Annotated in this window: 17 protein-coding genes; 15 read left to right on the top strand and 2 right to left on the bottom strand. The window is 37.7% G+C overall.

The genetic code is table 11. From position 1 onward, the window contains the following. Window positions 1–292: 292 nt before the first annotated feature. The 7 genes from MWJ95_RS21780 (at window position 293) to MWJ95_RS21810 (ending at window position 7,115) form a co-directional block, all read left to right on the top strand. A complete protein-coding gene (locus MWJ95_RS21780) occupies window positions 293–1,240 on the top strand; it encodes a carbohydrate kinase family protein (RefSeq protein ID WP_249076147.1) in 948 nt (315 codons plus the stop codon). A 20-nt stretch (window positions 1,241–1,260) separates the two neighbouring features. Beyond that, window positions 1,261–1,692, top strand: a complete 432-nt coding sequence (locus tag MWJ95_RS21785) for a protein-tyrosine phosphatase family protein (RefSeq protein WP_249107227.1) — start codon at window positions 1,261–1,263, stop codon at window positions 1,690–1,692. A gap of 213 nt (window positions 1,693–1,905) precedes the next feature. Beyond that, a complete protein-coding gene (locus MWJ95_RS21790) occupies window positions 1,906–3,588 on the top strand; it encodes a hypothetical protein (RefSeq protein WP_249076145.1) in 1,683 nt (560 codons plus the stop codon). Between the two features lie 228 nt (window positions 3,589–3,816). After that, the gene (locus MWJ95_RS21795; RefSeq protein WP_249076144.1) at window positions 3,817–4,917 is read left to right on the top strand and encodes an acyltransferase; all 1,101 of its coding nucleotides are present in this window, start codon (window positions 3,817–3,819) and stop codon (window positions 4,915–4,917) included. A 325-nt stretch (window positions 4,918–5,242) separates the two neighbouring features. After that, window positions 5,243–5,443: a PLD nuclease N-terminal domain-containing protein gene (locus tag MWJ95_RS21800; protein ID WP_249076143.1), complete on the top strand. Its 201-nt coding sequence runs from the start codon at window positions 5,243–5,245 to the stop codon at window positions 5,441–5,443. Next, entirely contained in the window at window positions 5,443–6,336 is an 894-nt protein-coding gene (locus MWJ95_RS21805) for an ABC transporter ATP-binding protein (protein WP_249107256.1), read from the top strand. Before MWJ95_RS21800 ends, MWJ95_RS21805 begins: the two co-directional genes overlap by 1 nt. Further along, on the top strand, window positions 6,333–7,115 hold the full coding sequence (locus MWJ95_RS21810; protein WP_249076141.1) for an ABC transporter permease: 783 nt from the start codon (window positions 6,333–6,335) through the stop codon (window positions 7,113–7,115). The genes MWJ95_RS21805 and MWJ95_RS21810 overlap by 4 nt, the downstream gene beginning before the upstream one ends. A gap of 382 nt (window positions 7,116–7,497) precedes the next feature. Here MWJ95_RS21810 and MWJ95_RS21815 read toward each other — a convergent pair whose 3' ends face one another. Next, window positions 7,498–8,223 carry a DUF421 domain-containing protein gene (locus MWJ95_RS21815; protein WP_283164864.1) on the bottom strand — a complete coding sequence of 242 codons (726 nt, stop codon included), beginning with the start codon at window positions 8,221–8,223 and terminating at the stop codon, window positions 7,498–7,500. Window positions 8,224–8,342: 119 nt separating this feature from the next. Between MWJ95_RS21815 and MWJ95_RS21820 the strand changes: the two genes are divergently transcribed. Next, the gene (locus MWJ95_RS21820; RefSeq protein ID WP_249076140.1) at window positions 8,343–9,548 is read left to right on the top strand and encodes an MFS transporter; all 1,206 of its coding nucleotides are present in this window, start codon (window positions 8,343–8,345) and stop codon (window positions 9,546–9,548) included. Window positions 9,549–9,698: 150 nt separating this feature from the next. Here MWJ95_RS21820 and MWJ95_RS21825 read toward each other — a convergent pair whose 3' ends face one another. Further along, a complete protein-coding gene (locus MWJ95_RS21825) occupies window positions 9,699–10,385 on the bottom strand; it encodes an adenine nucleotide alpha hydrolase family protein (RefSeq protein ID WP_249076139.1) in 687 nt (228 codons plus the stop codon). A gap of 832 nt (window positions 10,386–11,217) precedes the next feature. On the opposite strand from MWJ95_RS21825, the gene MWJ95_RS21830 reads away from it, so the two are divergent. Genes MWJ95_RS21830 through MWJ95_RS21860 form a run of 7 tightly spaced genes read left to right on the top strand, consistent with a single transcriptional unit; the run spans window position 11,218 to window position 16,983 of the window. Further along, window positions 11,218–13,632 carry a Na+/H+ antiporter subunit A gene (locus MWJ95_RS21830; RefSeq protein ID WP_249076138.1) on the top strand — a complete coding sequence of 805 codons (2,415 nt, stop codon included), beginning with the start codon at window positions 11,218–11,220 and terminating at the stop codon, window positions 13,630–13,632. Further along, the gene (locus MWJ95_RS21835; protein WP_049663623.1) at window positions 13,619–14,041 is read left to right on the top strand and encodes a Na(+)/H(+) antiporter subunit B; all 423 of its coding nucleotides are present in this window, start codon (window positions 13,619–13,621) and stop codon (window positions 14,039–14,041) included. Before MWJ95_RS21830 ends, MWJ95_RS21835 begins: the two co-directional genes overlap by 14 nt. 2 nt (window positions 14,042–14,043) lie before the next feature. Further along, window positions 14,044–14,382, top strand: a complete 339-nt coding sequence (locus tag MWJ95_RS21840; protein WP_249076137.1) for a Na(+)/H(+) antiporter subunit C — start codon at window positions 14,044–14,046, stop codon at window positions 14,380–14,382. Continuing rightward, entirely contained in the window at window positions 14,375–15,880 is a 1,506-nt protein-coding gene (locus tag MWJ95_RS21845) for a Na+/H+ antiporter subunit D (protein WP_249107228.1), read from the top strand. Before MWJ95_RS21840 ends, MWJ95_RS21845 begins: the two co-directional genes overlap by 8 nt. After that, the gene (locus tag MWJ95_RS21850; protein ID WP_249076135.1) at window positions 15,880–16,362 is read left to right on the top strand and encodes a Na+/H+ antiporter subunit E; all 483 of its coding nucleotides are present in this window, start codon (window positions 15,880–15,882) and stop codon (window positions 16,360–16,362) included. Before MWJ95_RS21845 ends, MWJ95_RS21850 begins: the two co-directional genes overlap by 1 nt. Further along, on the top strand, window positions 16,362–16,646 hold the full coding sequence (locus MWJ95_RS21855) for a Na(+)/H(+) antiporter subunit F1 (RefSeq protein ID WP_249076134.1): 285 nt from the start codon (window positions 16,362–16,364) through the stop codon (window positions 16,644–16,646). The genes MWJ95_RS21850 and MWJ95_RS21855 overlap by 1 nt, the downstream gene beginning before the upstream one ends. Then, a complete protein-coding gene (locus tag MWJ95_RS21860) occupies window positions 16,624–16,983 on the top strand; it encodes a Na+/H+ antiporter subunit G (protein ID WP_249076133.1) in 360 nt (119 codons plus the stop codon). The genes MWJ95_RS21855 and MWJ95_RS21860 overlap by 23 nt, the downstream gene beginning before the upstream one ends. Window positions 16,984–17,071 lie beyond the last annotated feature (88 nt).

Genomic DNA, 17,071 nt, shown 5'->3' on the forward strand with positions numbered 1-17,071 from the left:
CAAAATCCCTACCTTTCTATAGGCAAGTATAACAAAGATAGAGGATGACTCAAGTTTTTGAATAAATGATGATATTCTGACGGCAACTTATCTTTTTTGGAACGGGTGTTCAAACACTTGCTGAAATAGAGGAACTCAGTCTAAGAACGCCGAGTCCTGTGGCAATGACCAACGCCGATTCCGGACTCAATTAAGCCAAGGGATCATTGATTATTTTTCCGAAAGTTTAAAACTTTATACGACATCAAATTTCATGTTAATCTATAATGACTAGAGTTTCGGGAGGACAACAATGACAAAGGAAGATAAGGATTATATTTTAGTTTATGGCGATGCTTTTATTGACTATATCGCTGATGACGTAACAAACACTTCTTTTACTAAATATATGGGTGGTGCAACGGTAAATGTTGCTGCGGGAATTAGCCGCATCGGTGCGCCATCGTCATTAATTACGATTACAGGAGATGACGAAGGCTCTCAATTTGTTCGAGAAGGCCTTGCACAAGAAGGGGTAAACCTGGATTATGCCGTATTTAACCCTGCGAAGCGTGTTAGTGGTGTCTATGTACATTTAACAGAAGCATGTGAACGAATTTTTAAGGATTATGTCGATGAGACGCCAGATTTACAAGTAGAAGCAACACAATTAAACGATGCAGCTTTCAAACATGCATCTGCTTTAACTGTGTGCTCGGGTACAATGTTCCATCCAACAGCTCTTGAAACAACTCGTGCTGCTGTAGAGTTGGCAAAGGAAAAAGGAGCTATTATCGCAATGGATGCGAATATTCGCCCTCTACGTTGGAGCAGTGAGCAGGTTTGCCGTGAAACCATCACGTCATTTTTCGAGAACGTAGATATTTTAAAGGTTACTGATGAGGAATTATTCTTCCTGACAGAAACAACTAGCTTGGAAGAGGGAATTGAGCAATTAAACAGTTATTTAGTGCCTATTATTTTAGTAACAGTAGGGGAGAACGGCACATATGCGGTATTAAATGGTGAGGTTATCCATGTTCCGACAGAAAAGGTTGTGCCAGTAGATACTACAGGTGCTGGAGATGCGTTTATGGCCGGTGTATTACGCGATGTCCATTACAATGGTTTACCTACAACGGAGGAGGAACTTGCCCGTTGTGTAAGCTTTGGTAATAAGCTAGGTGCTTTAGCAGCCACTAAAGCAGGGGCATTAACAGCTCTTCCTTTTTATGATGATATTAAGCATTTACTTAAATAGTTGTTTGGAGCGTGCATACTATGGAGAAAAATTACGATGTATTAGTGAAGGATCGATTATTCTTTGGCGGTGCGAAAGATGCAAATTCAGCTTTTGAGCAAGAAACGGTTGATATCGTGATTGATGTTCGAGTTAACGGCTTATCCAATGAGGAGCAAGATGCAGCTTCATATGTGTACAAGCATATGCCAATTGCTGATGAGGACATAGAAGTAGCACCATCTATTCAAAAGGTTGCGAAAGAAATTGCTGCTGCCTATGAGAATGGGCAGAAAGTGTACTTCCATTGCGGAAGCGGAGGAGGACGCGCAGGAGTGACAGCGACTGCTGTATTAATGGAGCTTGGCATGGCCAATTCTCTAGAGGAAGCAGAAGAGGCTGTTAAAAACGCCCGTCCACAAGTGACAATCCGACCTAAAATGGAAGATGCTCTGCAGAAGCTATATAAATAAATGAGAAGATGTACCAAAGGTTTTTTATAACTTTGGTACATCTTCTTTTTTGCTCTTTGAAAGGTAGTTGTCGATAAAACTAAAAAGTTGGATGACATTTTGTTAAATAATCAATCCAAGTTTATGGTGATAAAAAATAGCGGTTTATTTTTGAAAAAATAATTCACTTTTAATGTTTGTAAGCTCAAAAATACAAATTTAGGAGTGAATCAATTGACTACATTTACACCCTTACAAGAGGCTCAAGCCTTCGCCGAAGCATTTCTATTGTCTACTGAGCAGGTATCTTTAAATCATCCTTATAAGAAAGATAAAGGTCGATATCCACGAGTGCGGAAATTTTTCCAGAATCATTTATTAAATGGCACAAGTGATGCTTCCACATATCAACAAGGCGTTGGACAATTAATGATGTTCTGTGCCCAGTTTGCTCAACAAAAGGCACTCGCTGGAGAGCGTGATGCGGTTTATAAGGAAATGGTTAATACGGTTATTCCTAAGCTTCTAAATCGAACATATAATTTCCCGACAATTAATCCATTAGCAGGTTTTATTTATCTTGGTGTAGCAATGCTTAAGAAGTTAGATGAATCTCAAAGTGATGTATCACTATCTAAAGTAGATGAGTTGTTAGTGCGATACCGAGATTATTTTGCTAATGAAGTTTTAACTTCTAAAGAATATCATGCGTTAATGTATCATCGTACTCCGTCAGCTTGGACATATAATGACTCAGAAAAAGCATATCGTTTCGCTACAGGACCCTATTCGGGACAAATCGGATACTGGATAACTACCGCAGATTTATCCACTGATCCTCAAAAAAAATATTTAGAGATGCCAACAGTTTTGGATAGTTCGGGACAAGTTTCTTTTGCTGGTATCCAACCAGGAACAAGTGGTAGAGAATATATAGATCACCATTCCTACTTCAACACTAAAAACCAGCGATTTATTCTTAATGCCTCGATAAATGCAATTGCTTTTTGGATGGCTGCACATGTGTATGATGTAAAAGTTAATGACACTGGAGCTTCATTAAATCCTGCATATCACATGAAAAACGCAATCAGAGATGTACTTAGTTATACTCATTGGGGTTCCAATACTTCAGTTGCCAATGCCTCTAAAGGGTGTTTCCAACAAGAGCCCTTTAACGATTCACTAACTGCTAAAAGAGTTCTTCCAGTTCATGGATTTTCCGAAGTGACGTTAGCGAATAGTATGCTGAGAGCTCGATTTGATTCCCCGGCATATAATACATTTGCTATAACATTCTTACAGATCTTTGCGAGTTTGATTGAAAATCCAACAGCTTCATCATGGTACAATCTTGTTCCGAATGTTGATTCAGATTCTGCAGTGATGGCCACGCAGATGATGAATACCTACCAAGATATATTTACAAATTATTCAACAATCAAAAATACTTTAATTAATCATTCGTTTAGCCAAGCTAAATATTGGGGGATGTACATTCCGGAAAATGCGATGTTAGGTTCATCCGAATTAGTTAAAAATCCGTGGCAAATGCCTAATAAGGGGGAGGGGATCAATCAGGCGATGGTAGGATTGTTTAATGTTTATCCTGGGTTTACAGGTCAAGGGTTTGCAAGCAGTAATAAAATCGGAGAAGCTATTAAAATTCAACTTGAAGTGGGTCAAGCATTACATGGTCAACATTCCTTCCCGTCGCACGGTCGTTCAGGTCTTTGGGATTTAGCCCGCTTAGATATTTTAGCGGATGTTTCAAATACAGAGGGGACGGTTAGCTCTGCTACAGACCTCGCTACTACTGATAAAGAATCTCCAAACTGTGCTGGAGCACGTCGTACATTCTACGCTTTAGCGATGGCGCTAGCAGGCGATGGTTCTAACGGCTTTGATTCAAATTAATGTCTGGCCAATATGGAGAAAGAAAACAGCTACATAATGGCTAGCTGTTATATGAAAGCTATGAGCACATATAAATTTGGTAATATCGAATTTATATGTGCTTTTTATATATAATTTTTTTAGTTCGTCAAGGAGTCGCTCAGCAAAATGTACTAAGAACATTAACAGAAGGTTTGTTGACGTCCTAGCTACTATATAGTTATGATTGTGTCTAGGGAGGTTCTTCAATTGCCTTTAAATAAAGAACGTATCGACGCAGTAAAATTTATGCGAGTAACGGCGATGTTACTTGTTATTTTAATTCATGCTACTGGGGTTGCATTAAATAATATTCCAATTGATCATTCATCTTATTTTTACTATTTATTTTTAAATCGTTTTACTCGCTTTGAAGGGGCTGTTTTTGTATTTCTAAGTGGTCTTACATTGTTTTACAATTACGAGTCGAAACCCTTTACAAAACAAACATGGACAAACTTTTACAAACGTAGATTTTTGTTTATTCTAGGACCTTTCCTTGTTTGGTCCATTTTTTATGAGTTATTTTCCTACTATCAAGGATTTCGAGTATTTACAGGTTGGAAGGCAATGTTTACTTCCATTGTTACAGGGGGAGCCTATTATCAATTATATTTCATTTTAATTTTAGTACAGTTATATTTTTTAATGCCGCTTTTCGTCTATCTCGTAAAACGCTTTTGGTGGTTTAAAAAATATTTATTGATCATTGGCTTTGCTGTTGAATTAGCTGTTCAAAGTTACTTTGAAATGTTTGATATTTCCTTTACCGTTCCTTTGTTTGCCATATACATTGCAAGCTTTTTCTTCGGTGGCTGGGTTGCATTACATTATCAATCTTTAAAGGAACAATGGTCGAAAAGACAATATTTCGTATGGATCACCCTTACCTTTTTAATAGGCATAGCGTATACCATTCTGTATTATTTCCGCATCACCCTAGGGTACGATGACATTTCATACATAGCATTTAAATGTTTGTCTACTTTCTATATGCTTCTCTCATGTTTTGTACTATTTAAAGTTAGTATTTATTTAGTCAATCATGGAGGAAGAAAGCTCAATCAATTAGCTGAGCATTTAAGAATTTATTCGTTTGGATTTTATTTAGTCCATCCATGTATTTTATACGTATTGAGCGATAGTATTTTGAGTGGCCTCGTTTCTTCACATATACATTTATATGTATTCTTGAGATTTGTTTTAACGGTCATTTTCTGTTATGTATTTATTCGCTCAATGCATCTTCTTTTCCCACGTGCATGGTTTTTATTTGGAAATCTGCCAGCACCAAAGAGAAATAAAGCCTAATGACTTAAAAATTTGAGATAAGATCTAAACACCTTTCGTTGAATGAGTAAATCAAAAGGAACGAGAGGTGTTTTTCTTTTGGATGAAAATGTACTAAGTGGAAAGGGGAGATCTTAACGGAGCGCAGCGGAGGAAGCGACCGCAAGTATCCTGTAGCGGAAATCAGCCTCTTCGAATTAATTAGAATGTATAAAAGTGGTTAATCAAACATCTGATATTTAGTAATTGTATGGAAGATGGTCGGTTAATTCAAAACAATCTTGTTATATACATGATAGAACAAGGTTGTTATAGTAGTAATATAACAACGAATGAGGTGATCTGTATGATGGAGGAGTTAGCAAAAGTTCCATGGGCAGTCATAGCGCCACTAATTGTGGTTCAAATCATTTTAATGATTGTAGCTTTAGTTGATTTACGTAAAATCCATGCAACAAATGGGCCTAAAATTTTATGGGTGTTTCTAATTATTTTTACTAATATTGTTGGAACAATTGCGTACTTTATAGTTGGGAGAAAACAATGATGACGACATTACTTCAGGTAACAGGGCTTACAAAGCAATTTGCAGAGAGAGTAGTTGTGGACGGAATCGAATTCACATTAGAAAAAAATACATCGACAGCATTAATTGGACCTAATGGCGCTGGTAAAACGACGACATTATCGATGTTAACAGGCTTATTAAAACCAACCTTTGGAAGTGTAAACATGCTGGATGGTGATTTAAGAGCCAATATTGGTTTTTTGCCACAATATCCGCAATTCCACCCTTGGTTAAGCGCGTTAGAGTTTACTGAAATGACTGCAAAGTTAAATGGTGTACCAGCAAGAAAAGCCACAGTAGAAGCTCAAAAAACACTTGAATTTGTAGGTCTAGGTAATGATTTAAATAAGAAGATTGCTACATTTTCAGGAGGTATGAAGCAACGGCTTGGAATTTCCCAGGCAATTGTGCATAAGCCTAAATTACTGTTATTGGATGAACCTGTGTCTGCATTGGATCCGGTAGGTCGTAGGGAAGTTCTTGATTTATTGAAGGGCTTACAACAAGAAACAACTATTTTATATTCGACCCATATTTTAAATGATGCCGAAGAGATGACAGATCAATTATTGTTTTTACGGGATGGAAAGTTAGTAGAGCAGGGGACTTTACGTGAAGTTCGACAACGTTTCGATGAACCAAATTATGTTGTAGAATTTAGCACTGAAAAAGAGGCACAACTTTTTGCCAGTCAATCTGAACTTGTAGGAGAAGCAAAGGGCTCTCATGTATATATAGAAATTATTGATGAAAAACCGAGTATGCAGGAGCTGCTTCAACATTTAAGTAGTTGTCCTTCTAAAATACGAAAAGTAGAGCGACAAACAGCAACACTTGAAGAAATCTTCATGAAGGTGGCGAGAAAAATATGAGAGGATTTACTGTCCTTCTGCAAAAGGAATTCAGAGAGGCATGGCGAAGCTGGAAGTTTTTATGGATACCTCTTGTATTTGCATTACTCGGTATGACTGATCCACTGACAAACTATTATATGATGGATATTTTAAATGCTGTTGGTAACTTACCAGAAGGTTTTGAAATGTTGATGCCGGAATTAATGCCAGCTGATCTATTGTATGCTTCTATTGGACAATTTCAAACGATCGGTTTACTCGTTTTCATGGCGACTTTTGTAGGAGCCGTTAGTAAGGAAAGAGCAAGTGGAATGGCCACTTTATTGTATGTCCGTCCTATATCGTTTGGTGCTTATTTTATGAGTAAATTTGTCGTCATGAGTACTATTGGTTTTGTGAGTATTTTAGCTGGTTTTGCTGCGAGCGTATACTATACGGTCATCCTTTTTGGGACATTTGAGATAGGTCCACTTGTGGCAAGTTTCATCACGTATTTTTCTTGGCTACTCTTTGTAATAGCAGTAACATTAATGATGAGCGCGACTTTTAAAACAGTGGTAGCAACAACATGTGCATTCGCCGTCATATTTATTGGGCAAATATTGGATACTTTAGTTGGGGCATTTTGGACAATTTCACCGTGGAAATTACCGCTATATGGCGTTCAACTAATTAGAGGCACGATGGAGATGCCGGATTATTGGTGGAGTCTATCTCTTACACTAGTTATCACGATAATTTGTGTGAGTTTAGGGATTTTGACAATGAAGAAAAATGCATCGACAACTAAAATTTAAAGGAAGTATGAAGGTGAAAATCTGCTAACCTTTTTTAGTAGGGTATGAGCACGAAAACTACCGTACTCTGTAAATGAAAAAGTAGGCGGATTTTTACCTTTTTTTGTTTTAAAACTTCATGAATGACAAGCAACTCAAATCCTCCTTTTTACTGTTACCAATATTGTACAACGTTGCGTAACTTTCAAGTAGTTTAGGGGGATTTTTTAATTAGGGTAATGAGGCTATATTATGTAAATCACTGTTCTTGGAATATCTATAACTTAGGAATATAATGTAGCTATAACTCTAATTTACCAAAAACTCAGAAAATATGAGAAAATAAGTATAAGGATGACGAATCGGCAGTGTTACAATAGATAAAGCAAGACGAGGCAAGCTGTTAAGAGCTTGATCGTCTTGCTTTATCTTTCATGCTTATATAGAGGGAGCCGTTTGTTTGAACCTGAGCAAAATAAACGTCTTCAACAGATTGGACATTTTGCTTTTTCAGCTTTTTCATCAGCCAATCTTCTGTTAATTCAAGTTCAACTAAATTTTCTTGAATAACCTTACCATCAGAAAGTACTTCTGTTGGTATATAAGTTGGTGGTGTAACATCGGCTTTTACATCTTGCTTTGTAGCGGGTTGCTCGGCAGGTCTTGGTAACACACTTAGTTTACCTGTAGTTTCAAGTAAAGCATATTGCACATCTTGTATAGAAAATATAGCTTGTTCCCGTAACATCATCGCTAATTCATCCATATGCAAACGATTTTTCTTCAAGGCAGATTCTAAAATAATGCCATTTTGAATAAGGATTGTTGGCTTGTCATCAACAATGACACGAGCCTTTTTAGATTTAATGGTAATGATGGTCATGATATATGTTAAGATACTCCACCATATGAGCGCAATAAGTCCATCTAAAAACGGTGTCTCTGCCTGTGCTGCGATTTCAGAAGCAATGGAACCAAAGGTGATACCTGTTGTATAGTGGAAGAATGTAAGTTGTCCAAGCTGTTTTTTCCCAAGTAATCGGGTTACGATGAGTAACGCAAAGAAGGAAAGCGTTGCCCTAAGTATCATTTCCCAAAAATCAGCTTTAAAAAATTCGTCTATATTCATACATAAATCAACTCCCTTAAGACTGCTATTTTCAATGAATAGCTTGTGCAAAAAGGTCAATAGTATGCGACGATCTCTTATAAATGAGGATTTACAAAAATCGGAAAGAGGGTAGAGGCATGAATAAGCCAATAGAGAATTTAAACAATCCAGTCTATCCAATCATGATTGCCATAGCTGTTGCTCATCTAATCAATGATACGATGCAAGCGGTTATTCCAGCGATGTTCCCAATATTGAAAAGTGATTTAGGATTAACCTTCACACAAATAGGCCTTATTTCGTTTGCATTAAATATGTTTGCCTCTGCTTTGCAGCCTATTGTCGGCTTTGCTAGCGACAAAAAACCGATGCCCTATGCTCTACCAATTGGTATGATAAGTTCATTCATAGGCATTGCTATTATAGCGTTCACATCTCAATATTGGATAATTATTATGGCAGTATTATTTTTAGGATTTGGCTCAGCTATTTTCCATCCTGAGGGTTCACGTGTTTCTTTTATGGCGGCGGGCTCAAAAAGAGGACTTGCTCAATCGGTTTACCAAGTTGGCGGTAACTCTGGACAAGCACTTGCACCGCTAATTAGTGCTTATATCTTTGCTGTTTTTGGACAACGGGGTGCGGCGATTGTTTTAGTAGCGGCAGCGATAGGTATTGTGATATTGAGCAAAATTGCAGCGTGGTATAGAAAGCAGCTGGAGCAAGAACGTAGTGCAAAGAAAAAACGAGTATTAGTTTCTAACTTGCCTCCATTAACAAAGAAACAAGTAGGCATCGCGTTGACATTACTGTTTACTATTATTTTTGCGCGATCATTTTATACAACTAATATAACAAGTTTTTATGTGTTTTATTTAATGGATCATTATGGTGTTAGTCTTCGCCTTGGACAAATATTAATTTTCACCTTTATGGCATTTGGCGTCGTTGGTACATTTTTCGGTGGTTCATTATCAGATCGAATTGGTAGAAAGAATGTTATTTTACTGTCCGTTGTTGTACCGATGCCATTTTGTTTAGCATTGCCTTATGTACCGTTATGGGCAGCGATGATATTTTTAGTCATTATCGGTACACTTATTATGATTAGCTTCTCGGTAACAGTTGTCTACGCACAGGAGCTTGTTCCGACTAAAATTGGTACAATGGCTGGTTTAACAACTGGCTTTGCTTTCGGAATGGGAGCAATAGGTGCGATGGTCATTGGTGTATTGATGGATCATAGAGGTATTGACTTTACGATGATGGTCGTATCTTTGCTACCATTATTATTACTAGTAGCATTTTTCTTACCTAAAGATAAACCGGCTTCAGCGGTGTAACGATTGTAGTGACAAGGAGATTGAAACCAAGCCCCGGAAGCCCAACTCGGAATAAAAATCAACTTTTAATTAATGCTACACTCTAATTTATAGTCATTATTTTATAGATAAGTTAAAAACGCGTTCTCAAGTTAGAGGAACGCGTTTTTATTATTGACGTAATGGAGATAAAAATTCTGCTGGAAGTTTTTCTTTACCTAGTACATAGCCCTCTGATATGTGAACTTCATGCATTTTATCATTGTAAGTGAATTTAAAAATACCGTTATCAAAGTCAGTGCCAATCTCTTTGAAAAATATACCTTCAATTGATACATATTTAGGACATGTAAATCCTACTTTAAAGTCCTCATGTTCTTGAATTAAATAAGCACGTACACCTTTTTCATATGTATCGTACGTATCATCATCAGTTGGACGTTGGACGGCTACGATATGGAAATCAACGAAAGGAACTTCTTTTAATAAGACATTTAGGAAGGAACCCTTTGTAATCTCTTCCCATCGGCTCTGTGCACTTTGACCTACGATGATTTGAGAAATTCCGTAGTTTTTTGCTACTTCCGCAATAACCTTTTGTATGGGGCGCTTTTCATTATCTTGTAATATGAACTTTTCAATTTCAAGCTCATCAGATAACTTTTTCCATTGCTCAATGTAGCTAGATTTCTCTGCATCAAATGCATCAAGGGGTTGCGAATCGACTGAAAGAATATAAAGTGGACAATCTAACATTGTAGCCATTTTATGACCACGTCGTATTAATCGCTCACCGTTAAGCCCATAGTAGACACAAACTAATATACTTTCGTCTAAACGCCCTTTTACATGCTTCATAAAAATTAACACCTCTTATCTTGTCGTAATTTTGTCGTTTTTACTGTCGATTTTGAAGAAAATATCCTAAAACAGCTAAAACCGATATTAATGCAGTGCATTATGCTCATTTATATTGTATACTAAAAAACGTATAAGAGTTAGTGATAATATATTGAGAAAACCTTGAGGAAACTGGGTTGTCTCTATACTTTACAGTTATTTGATTTATGCATTTCGTGCATTTAAACCATTGTTTCTATATGCCACACTATTATGCAGTTAGTTAAATAGATAGTCAAGTGACTTGGTACACCATAGTTACATGAATAGTGTGTACACATTAACTATTTAAAAATCATATCATTTTCTAAAGTCTTTAAGGCAATACGCTATTGGTTATTCAGGCTTCTAGGGATATGAGCTCATAGCCTGAAAAGTTCCCCTGGTTTTATGTAGTGCAATTACCAAAAGATTCTCCCAGCATCAAATATGTGCTGAATGTTGAATGAACTAGATTTTTGTCATTACATAATGCCATTTCAACAAAATGCCACTTTACTTTCCGATTCAAGATACACACTTTATTATGTGGATTTTCAATATATCCCTAACTTTATTCAACACATATATACCGTCTTTTGGATGGTCAGAAGCATAAAGGCTTTAATATTTTTATCAATACTCTTCAGCAATGGTTATCGATTTTTGTGCGTGAAGCAAAGTATAAAACAGTAGTAACTTCAGTGGATTGGGGAATACTTTAGTATCTGTTATTTTCTCATATACACAGTTTTTCGCATCAAATCAAACGGCAAGTTGCTGAAAGAAATTGTTAGTAGGAGGTTTTTACTTGGTTACAGTTCTCTTTGCGATACTTTTACCAATTGTCTGTGCTGCGCTTATTCCACTACTGTATAGGCGACTAAGGCGTGTTGCACATCTTGGCTGGTTTGTGTTATCCGTTCCATTCATCTTGTTTCTTTTACTTTCGCGCTACATTCCTCAAATTGCCGAGGGTAAAACATTTATTCATACATATGAGTGGATTCCCTCTTTTAATATAAATTTCACAACCTATCTCGACGGACTCAGTATGATTTTTGGCTTGCTGATTACGGGTGTAGGTAGTTTAGTCATTTTATATTCTATTTTTTATTTATCAACGAAAGAATCTCTTCATCATTTTTACTGCTATTTATTACTATTCATGGGCGCTATGCTTGGCGTCGTCTTTTCAGATAATTTAATGGTATTATACACATTTTGGGAGTTAACAAGTGTATCTTCGTTCCTGTTAATTGCCTTTTGGCATCATAGAAAAGCATCTCGTGCTGGTGCAAGAAAAGCTATGACAATTACTGTATTTGGTGGCCTTTCAATGCTAGCAGGCTTTCTAATGCTCTATGTAGCATCAGGTACTTTTAGTATTCGTGAAATCGTGGCCAATGTAGGAATCATTCGTGATCATACACTGTTTATCCCAGCGTTAGTCCTCATTCTAATCGGGGCATTTACAAAATCTGCACAGTTTCCTTTCCATATTTGGTTACCAGATGCAATGGAGGCGCCAACACCTGTTAGTGCTTACTTACACTCGGCAACAATGGTAAAGGCCGGTATATATGTAGTTGCGCGTTTTTCTCCAGTATTTGGAGGAGAGGCTGTTTGGTTTTGGTTAGTAAGTGTGATTGGCCTTGTAACGCTGTTCTGGGGCTCATTTAATGCTGTTCGTCAGACCGATTTAAAAGCGTTATTAGCCTTTTCAACAATTAGTCAGCTTGGTTTAATTATGAGTTTATTCGGGCTAGGATCAGTTGGACATTATTACGGTTATGCTGCAGATACTGTTCTATATACGCAGGCAAGCTTTGCAGCGTTGTTTCATCTAATTAATCACTCTACGTTTAAAGGTGCACTATTCATGATGGTTGGTATTGTCGATCATGAGGCGGGCACACGCGATATTCGTCGTCTTGGTGGATTAATGGCCTTAATGCCGGTAACTTTCACCATTGCAGTCATTGGCGGGTTTTCGATGGCTGGCTTACCACCATTTAATGGCTTCCTAAGTAAAGAAATGTTTTTTGCCGCGGCACTAGCTATTCGTAATGTTGAGGCCTTTTCAATTTCCGATTTAGGTCTGTTATTTCCAATAGTGGCTTGGGCGGCAAGTGTCTTTACATTTGTTTACTGTATGATTTTAATTAGTCGAACATTTTTCGGAAAACTGCAACTTGAAAAGTTGGATAAAAAACCACATGAAGCTCCGTTAGGTATGCTACTTTCGCCAATCATTCTGTGCGTTTTTGTAGTTGGGATTTTCTTCTTCCCAAATGTGCTTGGGCATTATATTTTAGAGCCTGCTATGGCGAGTATTTATCCAACATTCCCATCTACTAGTGCATTAACACCACATATTCATGCTTGGCATGGCATTAATGCTGAATTGTTAATGACTCTTGGCGTCATTATTATTGGGATCATTTTATTTAAAACGTTAAAAAGCTGGAAGCCTTTGTACCGGATATTCCCTCAAAGACATACGTTTAATATCTATTACAATCGCATGATTGAGTTTAGTGAGAATAGTTCTGCAAAGCTTACTAATCGTTATATGACAGGTAATTTAACACATTATTTTGTCTATATATATGTATTTTTTGTTGCTCTTATTGCAGGTTATTTTATTTGGTCGGATGCTACTACCTTTGATTTTGCGAAGGATTCCACGGTTGAGTCCTATGAGCTCATTTTAGTGTTTGTCATGATGTTCGCCGCTGTCTGGATGATTTTCGCTAAAGGACGAGTAACAGCCATGTTATTAAATGGTGTACTGGGCTATTCAATTGCATTTTTCTTTGTTATTTTCCGTGCTCCTGATTTAGCATTAACTCAGTTAGTCGTTGAATCTGTGACAACTGCATTATTCCTGCTATGCTTTAAATATTTGCCAGATTTAATGCCAGAAGCATCACGTAAAAAAATGCAATGGTCTAAAGTGATTATATCTATTTTCGTTGGCGCCACAGTGACATTAGTGGGCTTAGCGGTTGTCCATTTCGATCGCTTTGAGCCAGTAGCTACTTACTTCAATGATTCCTACGAACTTGCGGGTGGTTCAAATATTGTCAACACCATATTAGGCGATTTTCGTGCATTTGATACGATGCTAGAAGTTGTCGTTCTTCTGATTGCTGGCTTAGGTGTGTATTCATTAACGAAGCTAAAGCCACGAAAGGAGGAATCGGATCATGAAAATCAATGATGTTATTTTACGTACAATTACAAAGACGGTTGTATTCATTATTTTAACCCTTGGTATTTATCTATTCTTTGCAGGGCATCATGCTCCTGGTGGAGGATTTATAGGTGGTCTCGTGTTGGCCTCCGGCATTGTTCTACTATATTTAGCATATGACATTGAAACCGTGCATAAAGGGATGCCATTTGATTTTAAAAAAGTTGCAGCGTTGGGCGTTTTACTTGCGACAGGTACAGCAATCGGCTCGCTATTTTTTGATGTTCCGTTTTTAACGCAGACACATAGTTATATAAATGTACCGATTTTCGGGAAAATGGGCTTTTCGACTGTAACAATTTTTGAGGCTGGCGTGGCTTTAACAGTAGTTGGTGTTGTAGTCACAATTATTTTAAGTATAAGTGAGGATGAGTAGCGATGGAGACTTTAATACTAGTTTTAGTTGGTGTGTTAGTAGCTGTTGCGACGTACTTAATCCTCTCGAAACAGCTGTTACGTGTGATTTTAGGAACTGCGGTACTATCGCATGCGGCACATTTACTGATTTTAACGATGGGTGGACTGAAAAAGGGGGATGTACCACTCTTAGAAGAATCAGAAGGTCCATACACAGATGCCTTGCCGCAAGCATTGATTTTAACTGCAATCGTGATTAGCTTTGCAGTTACAGCGTTCGTACTTGTTCTCGGTTACCGAGCTTATAAAACGAACCGTTCGGCGAATTTTGATGAATTGAGAGGTACGCCGGATGAGTAATATGATTGTTTTACCATTAATTGTGCCGGTTATCACGGCGATTTTGCTTGTGTTTTTACGCGAAAATGTTTTTTTGCAGCGCATTATTAGCTTATTGACAGTAAGCTTCGTAGTCCTTATTAGTGTCATTTTATTGCAAGAGATTCAGAAGCAAGGTGTGATGCGTATTGATTTTAGTGGTTGGGCACCACCATTCGGTATTTTATTTGTTGCGGATTCATTCGCAATGCTCCTTGTATTGGTAGCGAATATTGTTGCCGCCATTTGTCTGCTATATGCCATTTTTACAATCGGTAAAAGTTTTGAAAAGATGTATTTTTACCCGTTTGTCCTTCTGATGATAGCGGGAGTTAACGGCTCTTTTCTAACAGGGGATATTTTTAACTTGTTTGTGTGCTTTGAAGTGATGTTACTTGCTTCTTATGCACTCATTAGTTTGGGGGGCGAGAAAGTTCAGCTACGCGAGGCGTTAAAATATGTTCTGATCAATATTGTGGCATCTTGGATTTTCCTAGTGGCATTAGCCTTTTTATATGGAACAGTTGGAACGCTTAATATGGCACATATTTCTGTCCGCGTAATGGAGGCAGGAGCTGATCCACTTATAACGACCGTAGCTCTTATTTTCTTAATTGTCTTTAGCTTGAAGGCTGGCCTATTATTATTCTTCTGGCTTCCAGGCTCATATAGTGTACCTCCAACAGCTATAGCCGCACTTTTTGCTGCGTTATTAACAAAGGTTGGTATTTATGCGCTCGTCCGCACCTTTACATTGCTTTTCCCAACTAATACGGAAGTGACTCATATGGTGCTAGGAATTATGGCGGGAGTTACGATTATTGCTGGATGTATGGGAGCACTAGCAGGGCGAGATGTAAGAACAATTGCTTCCTATAATGTTCTTATTGGTGTTGGCTTTATAGTAGCGGGTCTTGCGATCGGTACGGAATCAGCCTTACAGGGCGTAACATACTATTTGATGCATGATATGGTAGCTAAGGCCATGCTGTTTTTAGCAGTTGGAATGATGATGTATGTTACGGGCGAAACGGTTATTGATAAAATGAGTGGGCTTATTCGAAATTACCCTCTATTCGGCTGGTTATTCTTTATCGTCATGTGCTCCCTTGCTGGGATACCACCATTAAGTGGCTTTCTAGGTAAGGTTTTAATAGGACAAGGTGCTATTGAGGGCGGGAATTTTGTTCTATTAGGACTAGGATTTTTATCGAGTTTAATTGTTTTGTATTCACTTTTACGAATATTCCTCTCCTCATTCTTTGGGGAAACTATTATAAGTCTAGAGGATGAAAAGCCGTTACCAAAGCGTATGGTCTTACCATTAACATTGTTGGCAGCTTGCACAATTGTTTTAGGAATTGGAGCTGAATGGATGGCTCCATATGTAACAGATGCAGCAAAAACGCTCTACACACCATCACTCTATATTGATGCAGTGTTGGATGGCACAACATGGCAAGGTGAGGTGAATAAATAATGGCGATGCAATTTATCTTAAATTTATTTATCGCAACACTTTGGTTATTGTTACAGGATGAAGTTATACCTCAATTTTCGACATTTTTAATGGGGTTTATCGTCGGAATAGGGATTTTATATGCTATGCATCGCTTTTACGGCACACAATTTTATTTACGACGTGTGTTTTCAATCATTAAATTATTATGGCTCTTTAATTGGGAGCTACTTTTATCGAGTTACAGCGTATTAAGACAAATTACTACGCCAAAGCTCAATATTACGCCTGGTATATTTACGTATAAAACAGCGCTTAAAGGGGATTGGGAAATAACAGCACTTGCGTTGTTGCTCACTCTTACTCCGGGTTCGGTAGTGATGGAAGTTTCTGAAGAGGGAGATATGTTTTATATTCATGCGATGGATATTGAACAATCAAAAGAAGCTGTAATTCGTTCAATAGGGAAATTTGAACAGGCCATCATGGAGGTGACACGTTAGTGATTGAAAAAATTTTACTATTGGCTCTTGCATTATTCAGTGTATCGATTGCGTTGTCGCTGTTTCGTGTGATTCGAGGTCCTTCGTTGCCTGACCGTGCCATAGCACTTGATACAATAGGGGTTAATTTACTTTCAGCAATCGCTATCGTCTCAATCATATTGAAAACAAAGGCGTATTTAGAAGCCATTTTAATATTGGGTATTTTAGCTTTTATCGGCACGATTGCATTTACGAAATATATTGAAAGAGGTGTGATTGTTGAACGTAAATCAAATGATTGAATGGGCGGCAGTCATACTTATATTGATTGGCTCCATTGTCAGTGTAATTAGTGCATTAGGGATGATCCGTTTACCTGACGTATACACACGCTCACATGCTGCAACGAAAAGTTCAACATTGTCGGTCTTAACATGTCTATTAGGCGCATTTATTTACTTTTGGGTACATGATGGATATGTGAGTGTTCGTTTAATTTTAGGAATTCTCTTCGTTTTTGTAACAGCTCCTGTAGCAGGGCACTTAATATGCCGTGCAGCGTATCGCTCCCGCGTACCTTTAGCAGAAGGATCTGGTGAGGATGAGTTGAAGGAAAAGCTATTTCCAGATGAAAAATAAGATAAGTGGCGAGATCTCCATTTTGGGGGGCACTGAAAAAGTCTATATCTTCTCACTTCGCGAGGTATTCAAGATTAAATCGTTGAAT

Source organism: Lysinibacillus sp. Bpr_S20, assembly GCF_023337835.1.
Taxonomy (GTDB): domain Bacteria; phylum Bacillota; class Bacilli; order Bacillales_A; family Planococcaceae; genus Lysinibacillus.

Excerpts from the sequence above, each read along its gene's own strand:
- MWJ95_RS21780 (WP_249076147.1), top strand. The coding sequence starts at position 293 with ATGACAAAGGAAGATAAGGATTATATTTTAGTTTATGGCGATGCTTTT.
- MWJ95_RS21785 (WP_249107227.1), top strand. The coding sequence starts at position 1,261 with ATGGAGAAAAATTACGATGTATTAGTGAAGGATCGATTATTCTTTGGC.
- MWJ95_RS21800 (WP_249076143.1), top strand. The coding sequence starts at position 5,243 with ATGATGGAGGAGTTAGCAAAAGTTCCATGGGCAGTCATAGCGCCACTA.
- MWJ95_RS21805 (WP_249107256.1), top strand. The coding sequence starts at position 5,443 with ATGACGACATTACTTCAGGTAACAGGGCTTACAAAGCAATTTGCAGAG.
- MWJ95_RS21810 (WP_249076141.1), top strand. The coding sequence starts at position 6,333 with ATGAGAGGATTTACTGTCCTTCTGCAAAAGGAATTCAGAGAGGCATGG.
- MWJ95_RS21815 (WP_283164864.1), bottom strand. The coding sequence starts at position 8,223 with ATGAATATAGACGAATTTTTTAAAGCTGATTTTTGGGAAATGATACTT.
- MWJ95_RS21820 (WP_249076140.1), top strand. The coding sequence starts at position 8,343 with ATGAATAAGCCAATAGAGAATTTAAACAATCCAGTCTATCCAATCATG.
- MWJ95_RS21825 (WP_249076139.1), bottom strand. The coding sequence starts at position 10,385 with ATGAAGCATGTAAAAGGGCGTTTAGACGAAAGTATATTAGTTTGTGTC.
- MWJ95_RS21835 (WP_049663623.1), top strand. The coding sequence starts at position 13,619 with ATGAAAATCAATGATGTTATTTTACGTACAATTACAAAGACGGTTGTA.
- MWJ95_RS21840 (WP_249076137.1), top strand. The coding sequence starts at position 14,044 with ATGGAGACTTTAATACTAGTTTTAGTTGGTGTGTTAGTAGCTGTTGCG.
- MWJ95_RS21845 (WP_249107228.1), top strand. The coding sequence starts at position 14,375 with ATGAGTAATATGATTGTTTTACCATTAATTGTGCCGGTTATCACGGCG.
- MWJ95_RS21850 (WP_249076135.1), top strand. The coding sequence starts at position 15,880 with ATGGCGATGCAATTTATCTTAAATTTATTTATCGCAACACTTTGGTTA.